Below are 22,121 nucleotides of genomic sequence, written 5' to 3'. Positions count from 1 at the left end.
AGCGCTCGCAATCCGGACGATGCGGTCTGGCTGACAGAACACATGTGTCGGTCTTTGCGGCTGCTTTGCAGCCGATCGCAGCCTCGCTGCGCTCGGCAGCGGCTACAGGGCCACGGGGTTATGGCATTCCAGGGGTGATCCGGGGGTTTTGGTGTGGCGGTGACTATGCCCTTACGGCTCAGAGCGTTACAGATTCAGGTAAAAACTAAAAAACCGTATCAGCCGGCCCCGGACCTGCACCAGCAGGCGGGCAAATCTGATCCGTATTAATGGTTTTTTTCTGAGCCTGTTTTGTTTCGCCGCTGCTTTCTACAGTGCATGGCATGCCAGGCCGGGTGGCCTGGCAAGCCTTTGCAACCGTGGAAGCATTGACCATGAGCACAGCAACAATGGAACCGGCCTACAACTACAAGGTGGTGCGCCAATTCGTCATCGCCACCGTGGCCTGGGGCGTGATCGGCATGGCCATGGGGGTGTGGATCGCCTCCCAGCTGGTATGGCCACAAATGAACCTCGACCTGCCCTGGACCAGCTTCGGCCGCCTGCGCCCGCTGCACACCAGCCTGGTGATCTTCGGCTTCGCCGGCAGCGCCCAGTTCGCCGCCAGTTACTACGCGGTACAGCGTACCTGCCAGGTGCGGCTGTATTCCGACAAGCTCGCCGCCTTCACCTTCTGGGGCTGGCAGTCGGTGATCCTGATCATGCTGGTCACCCTGCCGCTGGGCTACACCACCACCAAGGAATACGCGGAAATCGAATTCTCCGGCGCGGTGTGGATGGCCGTGGTCTGGGTGGTCTACGGCATCGTGTTCTTCACCACCGTGGTGCAGCGCAAGACCAAGCACATCTACGTCGGCAACTGGTTCTTCGGCGCCTTTATCCTGGTGATCGCCATGCTGCACGTGGTCAATCACCTGTCGATCCCGGTGGACTGGTTCAAGTCCTACCCGGTGTACTCCGGCGCCACCGACGCCATGGTCCAGTGGTGGTACGGCCACAACGCCGTGGGCTTCTTCCTCACCACCGGTTTCCTGGGGATGATGTATTACTTCGTGCCCAAGCAGGTCGGGCGCCCGGTGTATTCCTATCGCCTGTCCATCGTGCACTTCTGGGCGCTGATCACCCTGTACATCTGGGCCGGCCCGCACCACCTGCACTACACCGCCCTGCCGGACTGGGCGCAATCGCTGGGCATGGCCATGTCGCTGATCCTCCTGGCACCGAGCTGGGGCGGCATGATCAACGGCATGATGACCCTCTCCGGCGCCTGGCATAAATTGCGCACCGACCCGATCCTGCGCTTTCTGGTGCTGTCCCTGGCCTTCTACGGCATGTCGACCTTCGAAGGGCCGATGATGGCGATCAAGACCGTCAACGCCCTGTCCCACTACACCGACTGGACCATCGGCCACGTCCACGCCGGCGCCCTGGGCTGGGTGGCGATGATCACCTTCGGTGCCATCTACCACATGGTGCCCAAGGTCTTCGGCCGTGAGCAGATGCACAGCATCCCGCTGATCAACCTGCACTTCTGGCTCGCCACCATCGGCACCGTGCTCTACATCGCTTCGATGTGGGTCAACGGCATCACCCAGGGCCTGATGTGGCGCGCGGTCAACGACGACGGCACCCTCACCTATTCCTTCGTCGAAGCCCTGCAGGCCAGCCACCCGGGCTTTATCGTGCGCTTCGCCGGGGGCGTGTTCTTCCTCAGCGGCATGCTGCTGATGGCCTACAACACCTGGCGCACCGTGCGCGTGGCCGACCCGCGCCTGGCCCTCAGCGACGCCCAGATCGCCTGATCGCCCAAGAGCACGACGCGAGCCACACCCGGCCCGCGTCGTTCATCCCTCTCCTGCAGCACAGCGAGCCCTCCGATGATCGAATTCGCCCTTGACCTGCTCGGCGTGACCTTCCTTTACCTCAGCATCGGCTACTGCCTGCGTCATCAATCGGCCAAGAGCCTCGACGACGCCAGCCTGATCCCCTTCGCCGACGACCCGGACGTGGCGCGCCGGGTGGAACTGGCCACCGGCAAGAAGATCGACGCCGTGGCGCCGGAACCGACCGAAGCCCGGCCGGGCTGGGGCAATGTAGAGATCTGACCCCGCCTCGCAGCCTGACCGCCGCTGTAACTGCAACGGAGCCCGATTGGCCAACGGCGGGTGTTTCGCTTAGTCTTCGCCGCTGAACAAACACGGACGTTTCTAGAATGAGCGGAAAACCGGCCGCGCGGGTAACCGACCCGACTTCCTGCCCGATGCCGGGCCACGGCACCAACCCCATCGTCAGCGGCTCCCCCGATGTTCTTTTCGACGGCCTGGCCGCGGCCCGGCACAACGACCAGAGCGCCTGCGGTGCGGCGATCGTCGGTGGGGTGTCGGCAACCGTCTTCATCAATGGCCGCAATGCCGCGGTACAGAGCAGTACCGGTGACCACGGCAGCATTATCGTCGGCGGTTCGGGCAGTGTGATCATTGGCGATACCGTTACAGCGGCGCCCGTCAGCGCGGTGTCGGCGATGCCGAACACAGCTGCCGTCGTGGCCGCCCTGCTGCCTCCCGCGCCTTCTGCCCCGCAGGCCGCAGCGCTGACTGGCGCGCCAGCTGTAGCAGCGCTGACCCCGACCATCCCGGCCGCCGTCAGCAATCCGCTGGTGGCAGCAGCAAAAATTCTCGACGACTTTCAGGCAGCACCGATAAAGGAGCGGGTCTTCAACGATCCGGCTCACCCCATGGGCACCCCACGAGACCCGTTCGAGAAGAGCAAGATTCACGAGCAGATCGAGGCTCGTCTGGCCAAGGCGCAGGGTGGCAGCCTGAAACGCTTTCATCCGATCAGCGCCTACCCCGACCAGAAAGAGACCAGCCTCTGCGGTCCGGCCACCTTCTTCTATGCCTTGTTGATGGATCGCCCCGACCTGTACGCAAAAGCCATCACCGAGCTCTGGGAAACCGGTGAAACGACCATCGGGCAGTTGCACATCAAGCCGAGCCACGGCGCCTGCAATCCAAAAAACTTCAGTCACGGTGCAGAAGGTGACCGCATCTGGGCTATCGACTGGATCACCCTGGCCAGCTTGCGTGACAGTGAAAACATATTGTTCGCCTATGACGAACCAGATGACATGTTCTCTGGGATCACCCTGCCCGCGGGGCTCAGAAAATGGTTCAAGCAAGCAGGAGCCGAGATCCTTTTCGACAACACCCAGTTCTCGTCCCATATAAACCAGAATCAGTTGAGCGAACTGTTCCAGTACATTCGCCCCGGTACTCATGTCGCGACCCTTATCGGCGCGGGGATGCTGGCAGCCAATGCAGGGCAAATGAAAAACCACTGGGTTACCTGGGAGCAACCGGCAAAAACCTTATCCGGCCCCATCACCCCGGCCACTGCACCGAGTGACACCATCAGTTCCTCGAGGATCTTTTCCTGGGGTGAGTTGTTGCATCAGATCCCAGCGGGATCGACCCTGCAGACCATTCTCAAATACATATACGGCGGCCTTGTGTTCAGCAAGATCCCTTGAACGGCCCCCAGGAAACTCCCATGAAGCGCGCACTGATTTCCGCTATTGCTCTTTCACTCATGCTCAGCGGTTGTGGGCTGGGATTTGTTCCCGGCTGCTATACCCGTCCGGATCTCACAATGCAGCCAGAGACACTGCCCAGTGCCGTCGCCGGCCAGCCGTTCAGCGTCAAGCTGGAGGTGGTGGGCGCCGATACGCCGCTGACCGGTTTTTATATCCACCCCGACTACCCGTTGCCCGAGGGGTTGGAGCTGAGTTACCAGAAAAGAACCCATTACGCGCTGATCACTGGCAAACCGCTGACGCCGGGCACCTATACCATCAACGCGTATGCCAGTAGCTACGGGACTCAATGCCCAGGGCAGAAAGCGCAGAGGATCTATCAACTCAAGGTGCTGCCAGCTCCGCAGCCCTGATCCCTGACCTCACCCACGCTCCCGGGGAATCAGCACCTGCAGCTGCGACGCCAGGAAGTTGCCGTCGAAGGTAAAGACGTCGGGTTCCTTCAGGCCATTGGCCTTGCGCCATTGCCAGCTGCCGTCGGGCAGGCCCACCAGGGACACGCTGCCGTAACGCGCGGCGGTCAGGCCCATCACCGCCAGGGAAATCTGCCCGGCGGCGCCCATCACATCGGGCACGAACTCCACCGGTTTGCCGGCGATGACGATGGTCAGTTTCTCGGTCTTGAAGGTCGAGGTTTCCACCGGGACGCTGGGGCTGAAGGCCACGTAGGGTTCGCGAGTCAAGGCCAGCAGGTCCGGCATCAGCACCGGCGCCAGCCACTGCTGGATATGCTCGAACAGCTCATTGATACGGTTCGTCCAGACCACCGACTGGCTTTCGAACAGCTGTTTCTTGTGGGCTTCGCTTTCGGCGTAGTGGCGAAGCATCTCGCCCAGTTGCTGTACGTCGTCCATGTTCATGCCTCTTCGAGGAACCGCGATTGCGGAACTCGATCATGGCAGATGCACGCCCGCGTCGTATGACTAAAAGCCGAACCCTGGCGGCACGGCTGCCGAACGGTGAACGCGCGCTCGCCCTCAGCCCCGCCCGCAGCGGAGGGCGCGGTACTGGCTGGGGGTCAGGCCGAGGATCTTGCGAAAGGCGCTGCCCATATGGGACTGGTGGGCGAAACCGGTTTCCAGGGCGATGGCGGCGAGCGACAGGTCGCTGTGCTCGATCAGCCGGCGCGCCGCCTGGACCCGCACTTCGACCAGCCAGGCATGGGGCGTCATGCCGATGGCGCGGGTGAAGTCGCGCAGGAACCGCAGTTCGTTGCGCCCGCTGCAGGCCGCCAGTTCAGAGAGTGACAGGGGCTCGGCGAACTGCTGGTCGATCAGCGTCAGCACCCGGCTGAACTCGGTGCGCCTGACAGCTTTGGTCGGTGGTTTGTCGAGGACGGCCAGGCCGGCGAACTGCAAGGCGCATTGTTCCAGGGCCAACTGATCTTGGTTGGGGTCCAGCAACAGCCGCCGCGCCTGCCGTCCCAGCGCCAGGGCCCTCGCATGTCCTGGCAGCTGCAGACGCCGCGAACCGCTGGCGATATCCAGGCCCTGTGGTTCGGCCAGCCAGCGCAGCAGCAGGTATTCACCGCCGTGGGGCGACTCGGAAAACACCTCGACCCCGGCCGGGGTCAAGGCCAGGGTCCCCGGCCAGCTGTCGAAATCCTCGCGCCGGTCGCTGCCGATGGCATGCACGCCCCGCTGGCGCTCCAGGCTCACGCCGAGGCTTTGCCACTGCAACGGATCGCGCGCACTGTAGGCCGCGCGCGGCAGCAATTGCAGGTCGAGCGTGCCGCCCAGCAGCTCGCGGCGCGGCAGCTCGTAGCCCTGGGCCTTGTCGCTCAGCACGCCGGGCATATGAAATTTCTTGATAGATCGCGGGGCTGTGCCACGGGACACTCTCGGCATTCAGGTTGGTCAGCAACAGGAGCTGTGTATGCGCACCATCGGCCTTATCGGCGGCATGAGCTGGGAGTCCAGCGCCGAGTATTACCGCCTTATCAACCAGCAGGTACGGGACCGTCTCGGCCCGCTGCGTTCGGCGCGGCTGCTAATGTACAGCGTCGACTTCGGGCCTGTCGAACAGGCCCAGCACGCCGGGCGCTGGGACCTCGCGGCAGAGATCCTGGTGGATGCGGCGCGCCGCCTGGAGGCCGGTGGCGCCGAGTGCGTGGTGCTCTGTACCAACACCATGCACAAGGTCGCCGAGCAGATTCAGGCCGTGCTGTCGGTGCCCTTCCTGCACATCGCCGACCCGACCGCCGAAGCCGCGCTCGAGGCTGGAACCCTCAGCGTGGGCCTGCTGGGCACGGCCTTCACCATGGAACAGGATTTTCTCAAGCTGCGCCTGGTCGATCGCGGCCTCAAGGTGCTGGTGCCGGACGCCGTGGACCGCCAGGCCGTGCACCGGATCATCTACGACGAGTTGTGCGTGGGCGTCATCAGCGAGACCTCGCGCCAGCGCTACCAGCAGGTGATCCAGGCCCTGATGGAGCGCGGCGCCCAGGCCATCATCCTCGGCTGCACCGAGATCGGCCTGCTGCTCAAACCGGAACACAGCCCCCTGCCCCTGCTGGACACCACCGAGCTGCATGCGCGGGCAGCGGTGGCGTTTGCCTTGGATGGTGAGTGGTAGTGCATTCAGCTCGAGCCTGACTTCCCCCTATTGACCGCCGCTAGCCTGTAGCCGCTGCCGAGCTTCAGCGAGGCTGCGATAGGTCCGAAGGACCTCAGCAATCTGAAGTCCGCCGCGCCCGTTCCGGGCGATCGCAGCCTCGCTGGCGCTCGGCAGCGGCTACAGGGGCGAATCAGGCCTGGGGCGTGCGGCGCAGGCGCGCCATGCTCAGGACGTCGACGTACTGACCGTCGCGCACCGCGTAATCACGCAGCAGACCTTCGCGCTCGAAGCCGAACTTGCGGTACAGGCCCAGGGCGGCTTCGTTGTCGGCGAACACCGTCAGTTCTACCCGATGCAGGTTCATCCAGTTGTCCGCCACGTCCAGCACCGCCGCCAACAAGCGGCTGCCGACGCCCTGGCCCTGCCATTCCACCGCCACGCCCATGCCGACGCCGCCGCAATGGGCGCGGCGGATGCGCGAGTACTGCTCGATGCTGCAACTGCCGATCACCGCGCCCTGGTGCAGCACCACCAGCGATACCAGCCGTTCGTTGTTCGGCGCCAGGCGATTGCGCCAGACCTCGGAAGGTTGAAATGGCATTTGCAGGGTCTGACAGGCGACCGCAGGGTCGTTGTACAGCGCGGTGATGCCCTGCACATGGGCTTCGCTGAAACGTTCGATGACGAAGGTGGGGGTCTCGACGGGCATAAGTCTTCCTTGGTTTATGCAGTAGGGCCGTCGAGTGTAGAGCGCCAGTGGCACGGGTGGCGAGAGGGAGCGTGTTGCAGGCGCCTTCTCCGGTACAACCGCCCTCCTGCAGGAGCCAGCTTGCTGGCGATTAGGCCAGTAGGTCTTGCGTCGTCCTTGAGATTGTTTCGCGAGCAAGCTTCGCTCCTACAGAAGCAGGGCGAAGCAGCAGCGTGCCGGCGGCTATTCAAACCATTCGCTGCGCTCATTGAAGGTGTTCAGGATCAGCTCCACCAGCATCCGCACCTCGGCGTCGTGCTCCACTTCGGCATTCACCGCCATCCATACCTGACGCGGCATGGCCTCGTCGAACAGCCCGGGCAGTGCTGTCAGGCCGCGGTCGAAGCGGCTCATGTAATGGGGCAGCAGGCCGATGCAGGCGCTGCAACGGATCATCTCCAGCATCAGCGCGTAGGAATGCACCTGCACCACCCCCGCCAGGCGCTGCTCCACCAACTGGTTCCACGGTCGCAGCGGCTCGACCTGACGATCCTGCTGCCACTGCACCAGCATGTAGTCGGCCAGGTCGTCCAGGCTGTCGGGGCGCGCCGCGACCCGCGAGTAACGCTTGGCGATATGCGGCAGATAGTCCAGGCGCACCAGCGGCTGCGGCGGACTGGTGACGAAACTCGGCCCCGGTGCCGGCGAATCCACCCCGCCCAGCCACACCACCACGTCGGCGCTGAGGGCCCGCAGCGACAGCTCGCTGTCGATGGAGATGATCTCCAGGCGCACGCTGGCGTTGCGCCGCAACAGGGAAATCAGGTCGCGGCCGAGGATGTCATGCAGGATCGACTCGGCCACCGCCAGGCGCAGCAGCGGCTGTTCGAGCACCGGCAGCGTGCGTTCGTGAGCCAGGGCGATCAGTTGCGCCTTGAGTTGCTGGCCTTCGCGGCTGAGGCTCAGGGCGCTGCCCTGGAAGCTGAACAAGGAGCGACGCAACTGTGCCTCCAGGTGCGCCAGCTGTTTGCGCAGCAGCGTCGACTTGATGTTCAGGCTGCGCGCCGCCTGCATGAAGCAGCCGCAACGGGCGGTGACCAGGAAATACTGGGCCAGCTCCGGCTCGATTCCGGCGGCCAGGGCCAGCCAGGCTTCCCGGGGTTCGGCCGGAGCGATGTAGGGTGTGATGCCCGAGATCGGGGCGGGTTCCAGAAAGGACATGGGTGACTCCCTGTCGTGTGGGTGATGGCATCCATTGCACGTTGTTCATAGCGGGTCGGACGGCGTTGCCGTCCATCGCGAGCAAGCTTCGCTCCTACAGGGGGATTGCGTTGCTTGTGTAGGAGCAGCCGGTCGACGCTCGATTGCTCGCGATAGCGGAATCAGCCACGCCGCCCCCCTACAGCTTTTCCTCCAGCACCTTGTTCAACTGCGCGCCGTCGATACTCAGGGTCGCGGTGTCGAGCATGCCTTCCAGGTAGGCCTTGGCGATCTGCTCCTGGCGCTGCGCTCGCAGGGCCTGGGTCAGGCGTTCGCGCAACTCGTCCAGGGTCGCGGTGCGGGCCGGTTGTTGCTCGGTCAGCTTGAGCACGTGAAAACCCGCCGCGCTCTGCACCGCATCGGACACCGCGCCGACCTTCAGGCGCGCCACCGCGCCGCGGACCTCGGGCACCAACTGCTGCAACGGCTGTAAACCCGAGTCGCCGCCGCGCCGGGCGCTGTCGGGCTCCTGGGAATACTGGCTGGCCAGGGCGGCGAAGTCGCCGGGGGCGGCCTGGGCCTTCTTGCTCAGTTCCTGGGCCTGCTTGCGCGTTGCTTCCAGCGCCTGCGGGTCACTCACCGCGAGGAAGATCTGGCTGACCCGGTACAAGGCCGGGGTCTGCCACTGCGCCTTGCCCGCGTCGTAGGCCTGCTGCAACTCGGCCTCGCTGGGGTAACCGGCCGGCACCTGGCTGACCGAACGCAAGTAGTCGCGAAAGACAATCTGCTCGGTGGCCACCCGGGTCTGCAAGGCCACGTCCGGACGCTGGCGCCAGCCCTGGGCATCGGCCTGTTCGAGCACAGCCTTTTCCGCCAGGCGGGTGCGAATCCAGTTTTCCAGGGCCGGGCGATTGCCCCGCAGCTGCTCGCGGGACGGCTCGGGCAACGCCGCGAACAGCGCCTTGAGCTCCTCCGGCGCCACCCGCTGGTTACCCAGGCGCGCCACCGCCGGGCCATCGTCGACCGGGCTGGCGGCCATCGGCCTGGGCTGTTGCGCCGCCACCGGGTCGCTGCCCGGGCGCACGCCCAGCCACACCGCCAGCGCCACCAGGGCCAGGGCTCCGACACCGACCATCAGGCTTGGCTTCTTCACTGCGCAGGCACCTCGGCGGCCTCGGGCGTTGTTTCAGGCGCTGCTTCGGGCGCATCGGCCTGGGCCTGCAGGCGCGCGGCGTGCTGGCTGTAGTCGCGCAGGTAGACGATGAATTCCTGCAACAGCCGGTCCCAGAGTTCCAGCTGGCTGCGCAGGTGATCGTGGCTGACCCCGGCCACCACCACGTCCATTTCCATCACCAGGAACTCGCCCTGCACCGAGAGCCGGGCAAAGCGTCGCGAGGCGTTCCACAGTTCGGCCAGGCCCGCCGGCAACTCGCCCTGGACCCGCAGCGCGCAGCTGAAGGTGAAGTCCACATAGCGGCCCGGTTCAGCACCCGCCGCGTTGCCGAAGCGCACGGCGTAGCCGATGCCCTGGCTGGCGCTGAGCAGTTGCACGATGCCGTTCTGGTCGGTCTGGTTGACCCGGTAGCCGGCGCCTTGCAGCAGTTCGGTGAGGCTCTGCGGGGTGACGCTGGCGATCAGTTGGGTTGGTTCAGTCATGCTCGATTCTTCCCTGATATTCAGTGGGTGCTCGCTGCCTGGGGGGCATCGAACTGGGTCTTGTACAGGTCGTCGCCAAAGCCCTGGGCCAGTTCCTCGAACTTGACCCGGGCGCCGCCGGCGAAGGGCTGGCGGATTTTCATCACCTCGGCCACGTCGATCTTTTCGTAGGCCGCGAGAATCTGTTTGGCCACGCCATACATCTGCTGATTCTTGACCGAACATTGCTGCACTTGTGTGTCACGTTCGCTCAATTGCGCCTGGAGCCGGGCCCGCTCGGCCTCTTTGGCCCGGGCCATGACCAGCAACTCGTCATAGGCCTTCTTGAACTTGCCGATCTGCTCGCTGCTGGCGGCCATCTGCGCCTGGGCCTGGCTGTGCAGGTTCTGCTGCTGGCCGGCCAGTTGCTCGGCGACGCCGCGGGCCTTGGCCAGGTCGGCGGTCAGTTGCTTGATCTGCGCCTGCGCCTGCCTGGCCTGGTTCTCGGCGGCGACGCGGGCGGCGCTGGCCTGGGCCTGTTCGCTCTGCAGGGCCTGCAACTGCTGGGTGGTGCTGCGCAACTGGGTGCGCAGGCGCTCCTCCATGCCTTCGGCGCTGGCCCCGCTGGCCAGCAGCACGCCCAGCGTCAACAACAGGCAGCGCCCTGCCCTGGCTCGCGTGTTCATCGCCGTGCTGTTCATAGCAAGACTGGTCATGACAATGCCCCTTGCGCCCTAGAAGCGCGTGTTGATTTCAAGCTGCAAGACATCGATGTCGAACGGCGCGCCGTACACCGCCTCGGAGCTCAGCCAGCGGCCGGTGGCGAAGACGTTCTTGGCCAGGCCGTAGTTGCCACCGAGGAAGTAACCCTTGGCGTTGGTGCCGCCGAGGTGGAACGAGGAATCGTTGAAGCCGTCAGGCAGCGCATCGGGCTGGATGTACTTGTAGCCGGCGAACAGGTTCCAGTCGCCCTGCTTGGCCAGCTCCAGGCTGTTGCCCAGGGTGAACTGCACCATCCAGGCGTTGGCGCCGCTTTCCAGCTCGCCGTTGCTGTCCAGGTTGTTGACGATCTGGCCTGCGGAGCGCTTGCGCATCTCGCCTTCGTCGTAGCCCAGGTTGTGGACGTAGTTGGCCTGGCTGCGCAGCTTGAAGTTCTCCGGCAGGTCGGCGTCCCACACCAGGTTCAGGTCCAGCAGGTTGAACTCCGAGGCCAGGCCGACGAACTGCGGCTGCGCGGTGGCGGCCGGGTTGAGCGGATTGGGCGTGATGTCGCGCAGCAGGAACACGCTGTTGCCCTTCTGCATGAAGGCCACGCGGCTGCCGTCGCTGTCGCAGCCCGGCGCCCCGGCCCAGGGTTCGCAGGCACTGGAGCGCTGGCCCTCGATGTCGTCGAAGCGGTAATAGGCCAGCGCGCCCTTGAGCCGGTGGTTGCTGTTGATTGCCCAGTTGGCGCCGATCTGCGCGCCGTACAGCCATTTGTTGTCGCTCTCTTCCTTGTCGAAGCCGTTGCTGGTGGAGGTGTCGTTGGTGTACTCCACCGGGAACGCGCCGACCGTACCGAACAGGCCCCAGTCACGATTGAGCTTGTGGTTGAAGATCGCCGCCACGCCGTCGAAATTCAGGTCGTTGGAATACAGCAGGTCGGTGGAGAAGAACGGGTTGGCGATCCGCCCGCCAGTCAGGGTCAGCTCGTCGGTGGCCTTCCAGGTCAGGTAGCCCTGGTCGAGCCAGATGTCCTTCTTGCCGAACCCGCCGCCCAGGGTCTGGGTGGTGGACACCGGGTTGTTGTCCGAGCCGGTGCCGATGCGGATGCCGGCGGTCCAGTCCTCGGCGACCTGCGCCTTCATGCCCAGCCGGGCACGCAGGCGGAACAGGTTCTCGCGATCCTCGCGGGTGTTGAGCAAGGGCGGCAGGTTGGAGCTGCTGTTGGGGTTGACGTCGTACGGGCCCTTGTCGTTGAGCTTGGCGAAGTCGACGATCTCGTTGCTGTTACTGCCCGAGTAGTAGCGCGACTCGTCGCGCAGGCGAATGTCGCCGTCGAAGCTGATGCGCGACACCCAGTCCGGGAAAGTGTTGGGCTGGGCCCAGTTTTCCTGCTTGGCGGTGGCCATGACCTCGGCCTTGACCTGGTCGCGGATCTGGTCGCGGACAATGGCCGGCACGTATTGCACCCGCACATCCCCCGGCGTCGCCGCCGGCCCTGCCGCCACCGCGGTGTTGGCCTGGCGCGCCTGCTGCGCTTCGCGCTCGGCCTGGGCGATCAGGCCGTCGGCCTGCTCCTGTTTCAGCACGCCCTGCTGCACCAGCAAACGGATCAGATTGATCGTGGCGTTTTCCGAGGGCGCGGCGGGCGCGGCCGCTACCGGTCCCACCAGGGTCGCGATGACCATGCCGATCGCCAGGGACAATCGATTCACGTTGGAAATCATTTGCACACAGCTCCTTTTGGCAAAACTTGCATCAGTCGTTCGGTTAACCCGGACGCCGCCCCTGCAGGGACAGGCGTACAGGCAAGGTCAGGGAGGCCGGCGGCCGTTCCGTCAGGTGCGGTGCGCCGCGCAAGGCGGCCAGCACCAGGGTGTCGATTTGCGGGTTGCCGCTGGACTTGACCAGCTCGACCCGGGTGATCTCGCCGACGGCGCTCAGCCAGACGTCGGTTTGCAGCGAAAAGGCCTGGTTGCGCAGGTCCGGGTTTTCCCGCAGCACGCGCTGGAAGGTGAAGGCCAGGAACTGGCTGTAGGTGCCGTTGCCCAGGCGCCCACCGCCGGAGCCGGCCATGCCGCCGCCCTTGCCGGCGCCGATGTTGAAGGCGTCGCTGCCGGCCTGGGCATCGCCATCCATCTGCATCGGGTTAGCCAGATCGTCCACCGGCGACGGCGGCGCCTCTTCCTCGGGCTTGACCTGTTCCGGCTCCGGGGTCGGTTCCGGTTCGGGCACCTTCTCCTCGACCGGCGGCTCCGGCTCCTTGGGTTTTTCCGGCGGCGGTGGCGGTGGTGGCGGCAACGGGATGATGGTCGGCACCTTGGGCGCCTCGCGGCGCACCCCGCTCATGTCGTTGGCCCACTGCCAGAGCAGCCAGGCAGCGCCGGCCCCCAGCAGCAGGCCCACGCCCCACTTGAGCAGGCGCGGCGCCGTGCGGTTCTTCACGGGCGGCAGGTGGATCGGTTGTTGTGCGGTCATGGGGTCAGCCCTGGCTCGGTTTGCCGGTGACCAGCCCGACCTGGGACAGCTCCAGCCGGCGCAGCAGGTCCAGGACCTCGATGACCTTCTGGTACTGCACCGTGGCGTCGCCGCGCACGATCACCGGGAAGTCCGGGTTCAGGGCCTTTTCCATGCGCAGGCGTTCTTCCAGCTCGGGCAAGGTCACCGGGTAGGCGTCGAGGAACACCTGGCCGCCGTCGTTGACCGAGATCGCCTTGGTCTTGGCCTCGGACAGCGACACCGAGGCGCTGGCCTTGGGCAGGTTGATCTGGATCCCGGAAACCTGGGCGGTGGCGGTGAGGATGAACATCACCAGCACCACCATCAGCACGTCCACCAGGGGCGTGATGTTGATGCTGTCGACTGCCGCGTCGTCATCGTCGTCGTGGGAGGCGTTCACAGAAGCCATGACGTTTCTCCTCAGGCCGGTACGCTGGCGTTGGCGTTATGCCCACGCGCCGGCGCGGCTTCACTGGACTGGCCGGCGCCATGCAGCTCGGCCAGACGGGTGATGAACTCGTCGACGAACACCCGCATGTCGGCGCTGACTTCCTTGTTGCGGGTAATCAGCCGGTTGTAGCCGAACAGCGCCGGGATCGCGACGAACAGGCCCATGGCGGTGGCCAGCAAGGCCGCGGCCATGCCCGGGGCGATGGCGTTGATGTTCACGTCGCCGGCCATGGCCGTGCCGAGGAACACCACCATGATCCCCAGCACCGTGCCCAGCAGGCCGATGTAGGGCCCGCCGGCAATGGCGTTGGACAGGGTCGAGAGCTTGGAGCTGAGCTGCTGGTTCTCGCGGGTGCGCACGCCGTCCATGGAGCAGCGGATGGCTTCGATGGTCGCCGCCGAGACCGACGAGGTGTCGGCGCCCTGCTCGCGACGGGTGCGGATCTCCTGGACCGCCACCTGGTACAGGCGCCACAGCGAGGAATGCTCCAGGCGCTGGGCCAGTTCGCGGTCGTCGGCGAACATTTCCAGGCGAGTGCCGACCCGGGCGAACTGCTCGCGGAACAGCTGGTTGGCGCTACTGACGCGGCCGACCATGCGGTTCTTGCGGATCATGATGATCCACGACTGGAACATCATCAGCACCAGCACCGCGATGATCACCCAGGCATCCACCGGCACCGCCTTGAGCAAGAAGCCCAGGCTGCCGAAACCGAAGCCCGACTGTTCTTCATCGACGCCGTACACCACCAGCTTCGACTCGGCGCCCTGGGCCGCGGCATCGGCCAACAGCAGGCCGGCGGGACGGGCCACCTTGGATAGGCGCAGCTCGTCGATGGCGCCGTTGAACGGCAGGAACGCACTGGCCTCGGTAGCGGCCTCGGCCCCCGCTACCGGCGGCAGGTCGGCGCCGATGGCCAGCGGCGAATTGAACGCCGGCAGCGCCACCGCCAGGCGGGCGCTTTCGCGGCCATTGACCCACAGCGCCAGCTGGCTGCCCTGAGCGGTCAGGGCCAGGTGCTGCCACTGCCCGGGATTGAGCGGCTGGGTCGACACCGCGCGCTGGCCGTCGACCTCGACAAAAGGCACCCCCTGGTTGACCCCGATCAGCAGGCTGTTGGCCCCTTCACGCCGGGCCAGCAGCAGTTGCTCGCCGCTGGCCTGGTCCAGGCGCAGCCAGGCGCTGAAGGTAAAGGCGCCCTCGGCGCTGTGTTGCAGCGACGGGCTGGCCGGCAGCAGCAGCGGCTGGCCGTTGAACTGCAAGGCCCGGCCGATGACCCCGTCGATGCTCGCACCGGTGGTGTTCTGCGCGTGGTTGCCATAGGCCGTGGTGTCCTTGGCCGGGGTGCCGTTGGCGCCGTCGAAGTGATAGAGGGCGATGTAGTTCGGATCGAAGGTCAGCTGGCCATTGGCGCTGGCCGGGGCTTTCTGGTTGCCGTAGTACATCCAGATGTCCTGGCGCTGGCCGCCCTCCACGTTCGGCACATCGACCCAGACCAGGGCCATGCCCATCAGCGGGTCGAAGCTTTCGATCTGGTGGTTGAACACGGTCTTGTCATCGGCGCTGACGAAGCGCAGGTCGGAGCCGTCTTCCTTGACCCCGTCAAAGCTGAAGTTGCCGGTGTGCAGGCGCACCAGCAGCGCGGTGCGGCCCAGGGCCTGGTTGATGGCCGCGCCCTGCGGCGTGGTGTCGATGGAGATCTGCTTGCGGTAGTGCCAGTCGTCCTGCCACCACGCCTGGGCGGTCGCCGGGAGCACGAAGCCCAGGCAGATCAACAGGGAAATCAGTAAGCGCTGCATGAAAGTTACTCCGTGAAAGATCAAAACGTCGCCTGCACACTGAAGTGCACGCGCGAGTCCTGTTTCTGGGTGTTCGGTCCATCAAGCAGCGGGTAACCCCAGTCCAGGCTGCCGGAAAGCCATTTGCTCAAGCTGGCGCGGGTGCCCAGGCCGACGCTGGCCAGGCTGTAGTCGGCCTCCTGGTCGGGAAGCTCATCGCGCAGGTACATCCGGGCCCCTTCGGCGAAGGCGTAAAAACGCCATTCGTTGACATAACCGCCCAGGTACTTGGCCAGGGACGGCGTGCGCAGCTCCTGGGAAAACAGGTAGCCGTCGTCGCTGGTGCGCTCGGCCGCCAGGTAGCCGCGCACCGAGGTGGCGCCGCCGGCGGAGAACTGCTCGTTGGACACCAGCGGCCCCGAGGCCAGCTGGAACGCGGCCTTGGATGCGCTCTGCCAGTCATTGGCGAAGGTGTAGGTGTAATTCAGATCGCCCTTGAGCACGGCGAAGCTGGGGTTGGCGCGGTAGCGCTTGTAGTCGAAGTCTTCGTCCGAACTGCTGTAGCCGAACAGGCTGCGGGTGCCGGCCACCAGGCTCAGGCCCAGGCCTAGCTGGGAGGTCTCGGTGTAGCGGAAGCCGTTGTAGGCGAAGGTGAACGGCGCGTACTTGAGCGGCACCTTGTCGCTTTCGCCGCCCAGGCTCAGCTCTTCCTCGAAGTCCTTGAAATCCACCCCGACCGAGAACGAGTTGGCCCAGGCGCCGCTGGCCGGCAGGCTGTAGATCAGCGACAGGCCGTAGGAATGGCCCTTGCCCAGCACATTGCTGCCGCCGATGGTGGCGACGTTGCTGTCAGACTTGTAGCCGGCGAACTGCAGGCTCCAGCGCTCATTGAGCGGCGCGGTGTAGGAACCGGACCAGACCTTGGCGTTGTCCTGGTCCTCGGGCGCGGTGAAATAGGTCAGGGAAATGCTGTGGCCCAGCTGCCAGAGGTTGTTGTAGCCCAGGCTAGTGACCGCCCGCAGGTGCTTGGTGTCGGCGCTGTAGTCGTTGTTCAGGCCGATGCTGGCCTGCCAGGGGTTCTGGTCCTCCACCTGCAAGTCGACGTCCATGGTGCCGGGGCGCTGGCCTTCGCGGACCAGCGGCATGACCTGACGCCCGGGAGTCTTGTTCAGGCTCGCCAGCTGGCCCTGGACCTTGGCGAAATCCGGTACCTGGCCTTCCTGCAGCGCCGGCACCTCGTCGCGGATTTCCACCGGCGAATAATGCTTGGCCCCCACCACCCGCACCCGCCCGACCTTGGTCTCGCTGACCTGCAGGTAGACGATGCCGTCCTCGACCTTCTGCTCCGGCAACTCGACGAACACCGACTGGTAACCGCGGGCCTGGTAGACCTTCTGCAACGCGTCGCGGGCGCCCTCGATATCGCCCAGGGCCTTCTGCGGGCCGAGGAAGGGATACACCGCCTCTTCGATGGCCCGGGCATCGAGCACGGTGTTGCCGCGCACGAAGTACTCATTCACATCCACCAGCCGCGCAGGCGCGGCCTCGCCTTGCGATGCGCTGCCTGGCACCGGTTCGCTTTCCACCGGGCCGCCCTCCTCGGCCAACAACGGCGGGCTCAGCGCAACCAGCGCCAGCCAGCCGCACACCGGCAGCCAGCGCCTGGTCGGCCCCGGCCGCCCCCTATCGAACAGATGCTCCACACCGCCCCCTAGATTTCCAAGAATGTCGAACCGCGTCGAAACCGCCGTCGCCGTCTGTACGGCGTTTGGCCGCCTCAATTGCTCAAGGTCGATGTCGTGGCGTGCTTGGCCAGCCAGCTGTGCAGCAGCGCGAAGTTCAACGAGAACTCGGGCATTTGCAGCAAGGCGCCACAGAACACTTCACCGATGATTTTCTGGATCAGCAGCACCGCCCGCGCATCGTTCAACAGCGTGGCGATGTCGCGGCTCAGCACGCCGAGGCTCCAGACCTTCTGGTTCAGGTCCAGGCCGACGAACCAGCGAAACAGCAGGTTGTAATTGAGTTGCTCGTACAACTGCTGCTCGCCGGGCACCGAATACAGCAGCTGCAACAGCAGGATGTGCATCACCGTGCGTGGGGCGATGAGCATGCCGGGCTCGGCATCCAGGCCCTGGAGAATGTCGCGGTGCTGGTCGAGCAAGGCGTCGATCTGCGGGCGCAGCAACACCAGCGAATGGCCCGGTGGGATATAGCTCGACACCTCCTTCAAGGCGCCCTGCCAGTCATCCTGGGAAACGATCCAGACCCACGGCGCACCGTAGCGATAGACCGATACCGGCTTCTTGCGCGCGGCTTCGACGATCTTCGACAGCCGCTGATCCAGCTCCTGCATGCCCACTTTCGCGTAGCGTTCCATAGTCCCCATAACCTCACTCCCGGCGTCCCGCCTCGGCTCAGAACAGTGGCCAGAAGGCCCCCTCAAGCGCGTCACATATCCATGACGGGACTGGCTAAGTGCTACCGAACTTTTGTCACAAAAGCTTCATTCACCAGAGGGTGGGGGTTGTTCGCGATGACAACGCTGAGAACACCAGGTACTCGAATCGGATAGGGGATATCCAAGAAAGACGGGGGCCCCGTGAGGCCGGCCCAGATAGCACCGACCCGCCAGCAGACGAGCCGAAAAAGGCTAGAGCCCCGCGTTCATCGGGGCTCAGAGAACGGGTAGGAGCGAGGCTTGCCCGCGATGGCGTCGGCACTGTCGCTGATACGCTGGATGGAGTACACGAGACTCCCAGCCCACCACCATCGCCGCCGCTATAAAAACTGCCCGTCTGGCAGGCCCAGGTCGATGACCCCGCTGGCAAAATCCGACGCCGCCGCCCTGGCCTTCGCGGAAAACAGCCGCAACAGCACGACTTTACCCAGCGTGTCGCTGCGCAACGCCCCGTCGTGCCGGTTGCCGGTCAGGACCACATCCGGCGCAATCGTCCAACCACCGGCCCGAGCATAGAAACGCGCCAAGGGTGGGTCACAGGTGAAGACGCCAATATCGAGATGGCTGTGCTCCATGCAGCGGGTGGCCGCGGCGACTGTCCTCAACCCCAGGCCTTGCCCCTGATAGTCGGGATCAGTCATGACGCAGCTGAGCCCGCCAATGTCGAAGGTGTCGCCAGCATGCTCGATGGTCTTCATGGCAACGGCGGCATAGCTGACCACCCTGTCGTGCGTGCCGATATAGAACGAGAATGCGTCGAACACAGGATCGTGCAGCGGTGCGACCTGCGCTTCTTCAGGCGCATCCGGCTCGGGATAGACGCGCTGCTGCAACAAGGTAAATGCTCGCTGCACGGCCGAAGAGGCCCGGTTGTAGGCAATAGCGTCGACAGCCCCCGGTTGCGAGGGTTTGAGGTCTGTCATGGGGTTGTCCTTGTCTGAAGTGAATGTCGCTGCTTGTTATTTTCGTGTTGACTCAAATACTTGTTCAGCGCTGGCTTTTGCTACGTAATCAACTCCATCACTGCATATTCTATGAAGAACTTTGTCAGCAGCCCTCCCAGAATATAATGCGAGGCGATCAATTTTTTCTTGAGTGGTTCAGGAAAACTATCGACCTCATCAGCATCTAGCAGCCCCCTTTTAATAAAGTAACCGGAGTGCGCCAGAAAGCCTGCTATGCCCCCAATCACCGCCATCTTTCCCCAGGTTCCGAAATACAGAAACCCCCTTTGTTGATTGACGATGGGGCTGTTCTTGAAGTGCTCAAGTGCCTCATTCAAATGGTTGCGAATCCAATAGAGGTGCACACCAATCATAATGAAGGCCCCGAGAATAGTTCCCGCCATAAAAAAGCCAAGTACGATATGTGCAGTCGTTATTTCGTTCATTTTTCTGTTCCATAAAGCAGTTCTCCAAGAAACTTCCCGCCGCCTTCCCCCGCCTTTCCGGCTGCATAGGTACCTCCGCCGATCAGTACCAGGCCACATGCAAGCCCCCCGATACCACCGGTGGACGCTGCAACCGCAGCACAGATAGTTGCCGCGCCGGAGTTTATAAAGGGAGTAGCGATTGCCCCGATAGCTACCCCGCCTGTAAAACTCCCCGTCTCGGTAAACTTCACCTTCTCACACGCCTCCTTGCTTCCCGCCAAACAAACATCCTGCACCTTCACATAAGAGGCCCCACCACCAAGAGCCGTCCCAATCCAACCACCCCACTTTAGAATCCTGGACGCCCGGGAAACACCCTCAATATGCGTGGCGTACCCCGGTATCTGCCCCACTGCGCCCGCCTGAGTCCAGCGATGCACCAAGCTGCGACTGGAAATCCCCAGGGCACTCTTAAGGCTGGAGTGGTCAGGAAAGGCAATGCTCATTTTTGTAATGGACAGCAGGCTAGCGTCCAACTGCACGAACAGCTTTTTTCTTTCACTGAAGAACTCGACGCTGCGCAAATGCCCATCCCGCAGAAAGAACTTCTGATGAAGCGCTTCGATATCCAGCAGTGTCCTTTTCAAACCATCCATGTGGTTACCCGCGGCCGCCGTGCCGACGTTTAGTGTCGTCGAACCATAGGACAGCATCGACTCAACCTGCGCCCGATACTTGAGCATAAAAGCGGCTTCCTCATCACTCATGGACGCCAATGCCGCACTGACCTTCTCCGCCGCTTCCATCAGCAAGGCTTCTTCACGGGTGCATTGATAGTTGTCGGGATGACTGAGCACAACAAGTTGCCCAGGTTTGGCAGAACTCGATAGCTGGGGATTGAGCCGGCGGAATTTCTCCAGCACAGCCTCATCGGCCTGGCCGAACAGCACCGTCTCCAGCGCGGCGCGGGTCATCGGCGTTTGCACGATATGAAACCCCGGCTCCACCAAATGCTGTGTGTCCTGCACGGACAGCGGCGGAGAAACGATATTGCCGTGAGCAACGCTCAAGCCGCGTACCTGATCCCGCGGCACCGCATCGGCAAACTCATTCTGCGGATACCCCTTATGAATCGCGTCGGCCCAGCGCTGGGTATTGATCACCGCGGGCCCGATGTAATCGCTGTCGAGCGGGATAGTCGGTTGATTCCCGGAGCAGACCGTCCGCTGAGTAGCGATCAGGCGGTTGGCCCCGGTCGGGCAGCCGCACTGCACAAGGCCACCCTCCACCGCCGTGGCTTGGTGGTTATCCGCCCAGGTGTGATGGCCTTCGGCGATATAGCCCACCGTCTGGCACACCGGGCACCACACCGGGTCGGCAATGCGGGCGACCCGTTGATCCACGACAAAGGTGGTGGCCGATCCGGCAATGACCTTGCCGCCGGTTGTGGTGGGGTCGCCTTCCCTGATGACAAAGGCCATGAGCTACGTTCTCCATGAGGAATTTGCCTCGAACGTAACGACGAAAATCAGGCGGCTGAATCAGGCGATCCTGAAAAGCTTGCCCCTCTGAAACCCGCGTAAAACAACGGGCAACGGACAGCGATTGGCCCTACACAACTTGCAGAAAGTGCTGACTTGTTTGCTGCGCAAACCACGCCCTATAGTCCTGGCTCGCCCATAAGGCGACCGGGTTTGGCGACCTGGCCATTCATCTACAAGCAGTCACGCTTGCAATCTTTGCCGTCGGGCCTTTATGTTCGCGGCGATCTTTTATGGCGGCTGTGCGCGGGAGATCTTCGGATCTGCCGATTTGTGGATGGTCGGTTCGCCAACCTGCGTGCAGCTGCCACCCTTTCGTTTGGCGACGACGGCAGCTCCTCTCATCCGCGAAGGAGTACCCCATGAACAAGCAATACATTCCCCTCACGGGCATCGACAGCCTCATCCCCTGCCTGCTGATCGACAAGAACACCCCACTGGACGTCCTTCACGCCAACAGCGCAGCGCGCCTGCTGGCCGTCACCCAAGTGCTGGAAAGCCTCGCCCGCCTCGACCTGAAAGACGCCGACAGCGCCGACCTGCAACACCTGGCCAACGCCAGCGCCATCCTGCTGCGCGACAGCTGCGACCTGCTCGACGTCATGGGCTGGCGCCTGCAGGCCTGACACCGCACACCTGTAGCCGCTGCCGCAGGCTGCGATCGGCCGAATGGCCGTGACGGTTTCAAGACCGCTGAAGGTCCTTCGGACCTTATCGCAGCCTTCGGCAGCGGCTACAGAGCAAACGTCAGGGAAGTAAGCGCTCGGGGCCCCATCAGCATGCGGGCGCCCGGCAGTTGAACAACCCTGGATTCAGAGTTGCTTGGCCATGGACTCGCTGATGGCCTGCAAGCCAGCCTCGGTGATCAGTTTCCAGTCGTCCTCGGTAATCATTTGCATGCCTTCGCGTTTCAAGGTCTTGACCTCGACAGGCGAGGACGCGCTACCGGTGTCCACCTTCAGATGCGATTTGTTGTTCACCGCAACGGAGAAGGCACCGGGCGACATCCATGACCAGAACTCGACCACATGCACGGTGATGGTCCTGGCATCCGACGCCTGCTCGGTGCTCGGCACCACTTGATAACCGGCTTTGCCGTAGGCTGCGCCGATGCTCTTGGCAATCAGCGTGCTGACCTTGACGCCCTCCGGCAACAGCACATCGCCCAGCCCCATGCCATAGCCATTGCGCTTGCGCGCAATCGCGCGCTCGGTGATCGCCTTGTCGTTGATCTCGCCATTCTTCAGCGAAGGAATGTCGGCACTGCGCGGATCGGCTTCAAAACGACGCTCGTCGAGCACGTTGATCATCACCTTCTGGCCGTTGCCGCTGGCCACTTCAGGCCCGTCGATATCTACCACCGAACGGCTGGTGGCGCAGCCGAACAAGGTCGTGGTCGCCAGCAGCAAACCAGCGAGTTTCAGGTATTTCATGACGACTTCAGTCATTGGCATCCATCCAGTTCTGATTCAGAAAATAAGGCCGCCCGACGCCCACAGGCGTATTCGGGTGGCGCAGAATAATGCGCAATGACATTAAAATGCCACCACCTAAACCATGAATCGTCGCAAAGGCGGTGACCAGCCGCTCCTACAGGTGCAGGCAAAAAAAGGGGTGATCAACGATCACCCCGAGGCTTGGTACCA

At 63.8% G+C, this 22,121-nt stretch carries 22 protein-coding genes and 1 pseudogene; 6 read left to right on the top strand and 17 right to left on the bottom strand.

From position 1 onward, the window contains the following. Positions 1-374: 374 nt before the first annotated feature. From ccoN to PVZ80_RS14905, 4 genes and pseudogenes are all read left to right on the top strand, one after another. Positions 375-1,802 carry a cytochrome-c oxidase, cbb3-type subunit I gene (gene ccoN, locus PVZ80_RS14920; RefSeq protein ID WP_009048795.1) on the top strand — a complete coding sequence of 476 codons (1,428 nt, stop codon included), beginning with the start codon at positions 375-377 and terminating at the stop codon, positions 1,800-1,802. A gap of 75 nt (positions 1,803-1,877) precedes the next feature. Further along, positions 1,878-2,105: a hypothetical protein gene (locus PVZ80_RS14915; RefSeq protein WP_009048794.1), complete on the top strand. Its 228-nt coding sequence runs from the start codon at positions 1,878-1,880 to the stop codon at positions 2,103-2,105. A 107-nt stretch (positions 2,106-2,212) separates the two neighbouring features. Further along, positions 2,213-2,527: pseudogene (locus tag PVZ80_RS14910) on the top strand (PAAR domain-containing protein); the annotation flags it as partial. 1,022 nt (positions 2,528-3,549) lie between these two features. Beyond that, a complete protein-coding gene (locus PVZ80_RS14905; RefSeq protein WP_016704727.1) occupies positions 3,550-3,945 on the top strand; it encodes a hypothetical protein in 396 nt (131 codons plus the stop codon). Positions 3,946-3,954: 9 nt separating this feature from the next. Here PVZ80_RS14905 and PVZ80_RS14900 read toward each other — a convergent pair whose 3' ends face one another. Together PVZ80_RS14900 and PVZ80_RS14895 are read right to left on the bottom strand one after the other, a co-directional pair. Then, positions 3,955-4,446, bottom strand: coding sequence for a hypothetical protein (locus PVZ80_RS14900; RefSeq protein WP_029527213.1), 492 nt, complete (start codon positions 4,444-4,446; stop codon positions 3,955-3,957). 123 nt (positions 4,447-4,569) lie between these two features. Further along, positions 4,570-5,388: a helix-turn-helix domain-containing protein gene (locus PVZ80_RS14895; RefSeq protein WP_273864121.1), complete on the bottom strand. Its 819-nt coding sequence runs from the start codon at positions 5,386-5,388 to the stop codon at positions 4,570-4,572. 79 nt (positions 5,389-5,467) lie between these two features. Here PVZ80_RS14895 and PVZ80_RS14890 point away from each other — a divergent pair, with 79 nt between their 5' ends. Beyond that, the gene (locus tag PVZ80_RS14890; protein ID WP_273864120.1) at positions 5,468-6,166 is read left to right on the top strand and encodes an aspartate/glutamate racemase family protein; all 699 of its coding nucleotides are present in this window, start codon (positions 5,468-5,470) and stop codon (positions 6,164-6,166) included. 172 nt (positions 6,167-6,338) lie between these two features. Here PVZ80_RS14890 and PVZ80_RS14885 read toward each other — a convergent pair whose 3' ends face one another. The 14 genes from PVZ80_RS14885 to PVZ80_RS14820 form a co-directional block, all read right to left on the bottom strand. Continuing rightward, on the bottom strand, positions 6,339-6,857 hold the full coding sequence (locus tag PVZ80_RS14885) for a GNAT family N-acetyltransferase (RefSeq protein ID WP_273864119.1): 519 nt from the start codon (positions 6,855-6,857) through the stop codon (positions 6,339-6,341). A gap of 222 nt (positions 6,858-7,079) precedes the next feature. Next, positions 7,080-8,057, bottom strand: coding sequence for a LysR family transcriptional regulator (locus PVZ80_RS14880; protein WP_124340087.1), 978 nt, complete (start codon positions 8,055-8,057; stop codon positions 7,080-7,082). A 178-nt stretch (positions 8,058-8,235) separates the two neighbouring features. Beyond that, positions 8,236-9,189 (bottom strand): peptidylprolyl isomerase, encoded by a 954-nt coding sequence (locus PVZ80_RS14875; RefSeq protein WP_016704722.1) that lies wholly within the window; start codon positions 9,187-9,189, stop codon positions 8,236-8,238. After that, on the bottom strand, positions 9,186-9,692 hold the full coding sequence (locus tag PVZ80_RS14870; protein ID WP_273864118.1) for a YbjN domain-containing protein: 507 nt from the start codon (positions 9,690-9,692) through the stop codon (positions 9,186-9,188). Before PVZ80_RS14870 ends, PVZ80_RS14875 begins: the two co-directional genes overlap by 4 nt. A 20-nt stretch (positions 9,693-9,712) precedes the next feature. Next, entirely contained in the window at positions 9,713-10,357 is a 645-nt protein-coding gene (locus PVZ80_RS14865) for a hypothetical protein (RefSeq protein ID WP_038636573.1), read from the bottom strand. A 48-nt stretch (positions 10,358-10,405) separates the two neighbouring features. Further along, positions 10,406-12,100, bottom strand: coding sequence for a putative porin (locus tag PVZ80_RS14860; RefSeq protein ID WP_016704719.1), 1,695 nt, complete (start codon positions 12,098-12,100; stop codon positions 10,406-10,408). 43 nt (positions 12,101-12,143) lie between these two features. Beyond that, on the bottom strand, positions 12,144-12,851 hold the full coding sequence (locus tag PVZ80_RS14855; RefSeq protein WP_016704718.1) for a TonB C-terminal domain-containing protein: 708 nt from the start codon (positions 12,849-12,851) through the stop codon (positions 12,144-12,146). A 4-nt stretch (positions 12,852-12,855) separates the two neighbouring features. Further along, on the bottom strand, positions 12,856-13,281 hold the full coding sequence (locus tag PVZ80_RS14850; RefSeq protein ID WP_009048781.1) for an ExbD/TolR family protein: 426 nt from the start codon (positions 13,279-13,281) through the stop codon (positions 12,856-12,858). A gap of 11 nt (positions 13,282-13,292) precedes the next feature. Then, positions 13,293-15,122 (bottom strand): DUF2341 domain-containing protein, encoded by a 1,830-nt coding sequence (locus PVZ80_RS14845; RefSeq protein WP_273864117.1) that lies wholly within the window; start codon positions 15,120-15,122, stop codon positions 13,293-13,295. Positions 15,123-15,142: 20 nt separating this feature from the next. Beyond that, positions 15,143-16,804, bottom strand: coding sequence for a ShlB/FhaC/HecB family hemolysin secretion/activation protein (locus PVZ80_RS14840; RefSeq protein WP_273864116.1), 1,662 nt, complete (start codon positions 16,802-16,804; stop codon positions 15,143-15,145). A gap of 74 nt (positions 16,805-16,878) precedes the next feature. Then, complete coding sequence (locus PVZ80_RS14835; protein ID WP_169897782.1) at positions 16,879-17,490, bottom strand: transposase; 612 nt, start codon at positions 17,488-17,490, stop codon at positions 16,879-16,881. A gap of 392 nt (positions 17,491-17,882) precedes the next feature. Next, positions 17,883-18,485: a GNAT family N-acetyltransferase gene (locus tag PVZ80_RS14830; RefSeq protein ID WP_028682432.1), complete on the bottom strand. Its 603-nt coding sequence runs from the start codon at positions 18,483-18,485 to the stop codon at positions 17,883-17,885. 80 nt (positions 18,486-18,565) lie between these two features. Continuing rightward, entirely contained in the window at positions 18,566-18,952 is a 387-nt protein-coding gene (locus tag PVZ80_RS14825; RefSeq protein ID WP_028682433.1) for a hypothetical protein, read from the bottom strand. Further along, positions 18,949-20,415 carry a PAAR domain-containing protein gene (locus tag PVZ80_RS14820; protein ID WP_273864115.1) on the bottom strand — a complete coding sequence of 489 codons (1,467 nt, stop codon included), beginning with the start codon at positions 20,413-20,415 and terminating at the stop codon, positions 18,949-18,951. The genes PVZ80_RS14825 and PVZ80_RS14820 overlap by 4 nt, the downstream gene beginning before the upstream one ends. Positions 20,416-20,837: 422 nt before the next feature. Here PVZ80_RS14820 and PVZ80_RS14815 point away from each other — a divergent pair, with 422 nt between their 5' ends. Next, entirely contained in the window at positions 20,838-21,101 is a 264-nt protein-coding gene (locus PVZ80_RS14815) for a hypothetical protein (protein ID WP_016704711.1), read from the top strand. 186 nt (positions 21,102-21,287) lie between these two features. Here the strand turns inward: PVZ80_RS14815 and PVZ80_RS14810 are convergent, their stop codons facing one another. Beyond that, a complete protein-coding gene (locus PVZ80_RS14810; RefSeq protein WP_235184584.1) occupies positions 21,288-21,923 on the bottom strand; it encodes a flagellar biosynthesis protein in 636 nt (211 codons plus the stop codon). Positions 21,924-22,121 lie beyond the last annotated feature (198 nt).

This window comes from Pseudomonas sp. B3G-3, from assembly GCF_028640915.1.
Classification (GTDB): Bacteria; Pseudomonadota; Gammaproteobacteria; order Pseudomonadales; family Pseudomonadaceae; genus Aquipseudomonas; species Aquipseudomonas chlororaphis_I.
This window is presented reverse-complemented; position numbering and strand designations above follow the sequence as displayed.

Coding starts and splice junctions, on each gene's coding strand:
- ccoN (WP_009048795.1), top strand. CDS start 375: ATGAGCACAGCAACAATGGAACCGGCCTACAACTACAAGGTGGTGCGC.
- PVZ80_RS14835 (WP_169897782.1), bottom strand. CDS start 17,490: ATGGGGACTATGGAACGCTACGCGAAAGTGGGCATGCAGGAGCTGGAT.
- PVZ80_RS14865 (WP_038636573.1), bottom strand. CDS start 10,357: ATGAACACGCGAGCCAGGGCAGGGCGCTGCCTGTTGTTGACGCTGGGC.
- PVZ80_RS14845 (WP_273864117.1), bottom strand. CDS start 15,122: ATGCAGCGCTTACTGATTTCCCTGTTGATCTGCCTGGGCTTCGTGCTC.
- PVZ80_RS14855 (WP_016704718.1), bottom strand. CDS start 12,851: ATGACCGCACAACAACCGATCCACCTGCCGCCCGTGAAGAACCGCACG.
- PVZ80_RS14850 (WP_009048781.1), bottom strand. CDS start 13,281: ATGGCTTCTGTGAACGCCTCCCACGACGACGATGACGACGCGGCAGTC.
- PVZ80_RS14825 (WP_028682433.1), bottom strand. CDS start 18,952: ATGAACGAAATAACGACTGCACATATCGTACTTGGCTTTTTTATGGCG.
- PVZ80_RS14820 (WP_273864115.1), bottom strand. CDS start 20,415: ATGGCCTTTGTCATCAGGGAAGGCGACCCCACCACAACCGGCGGCAAG.
- PVZ80_RS14895 (WP_273864121.1), bottom strand. CDS start 5,388: ATGCCCGGCGTGCTGAGCGACAAGGCCCAGGGCTACGAGCTGCCGCGC.
- PVZ80_RS14860 (WP_016704719.1), bottom strand. CDS start 12,100: ATGATTTCCAACGTGAATCGATTGTCCCTGGCGATCGGCATGGTCATC.
- PVZ80_RS14830 (WP_028682432.1), bottom strand. CDS start 18,485: ATGACAGACCTCAAACCCTCGCAACCGGGGGCTGTCGACGCTATTGCC.
- PVZ80_RS14880 (WP_124340087.1), bottom strand. CDS start 8,057: ATGTCCTTTCTGGAACCCGCCCCGATCTCGGGCATCACACCCTACATC.
- PVZ80_RS14900 (WP_029527213.1), bottom strand. CDS start 4,446: ATGGACGACGTACAGCAACTGGGCGAGATGCTTCGCCACTACGCCGAA.
- PVZ80_RS14915 (WP_009048794.1), top strand. CDS start 1,878: ATGATCGAATTCGCCCTTGACCTGCTCGGCGTGACCTTCCTTTACCTC.
- PVZ80_RS14870 (WP_273864118.1), bottom strand. CDS start 9,692: ATGACTGAACCAACCCAACTGATCGCCAGCGTCACCCCGCAGAGCCTC.
- PVZ80_RS14890 (WP_273864120.1), top strand. CDS start 5,468: ATGCGCACCATCGGCCTTATCGGCGGCATGAGCTGGGAGTCCAGCGCC.
- PVZ80_RS14905 (WP_016704727.1), top strand. CDS start 3,550: ATGAAGCGCGCACTGATTTCCGCTATTGCTCTTTCACTCATGCTCAGC.
- PVZ80_RS14885 (WP_273864119.1), bottom strand. CDS start 6,857: ATGCCCGTCGAGACCCCCACCTTCGTCATCGAACGTTTCAGCGAAGCC.
- PVZ80_RS14815 (WP_016704711.1), top strand. CDS start 20,838: ATGAACAAGCAATACATTCCCCTCACGGGCATCGACAGCCTCATCCCC.
- PVZ80_RS14810 (WP_235184584.1), bottom strand. CDS start 21,923: ATGACTGAAGTCGTCATGAAATACCTGAAACTCGCTGGTTTGCTGCTG.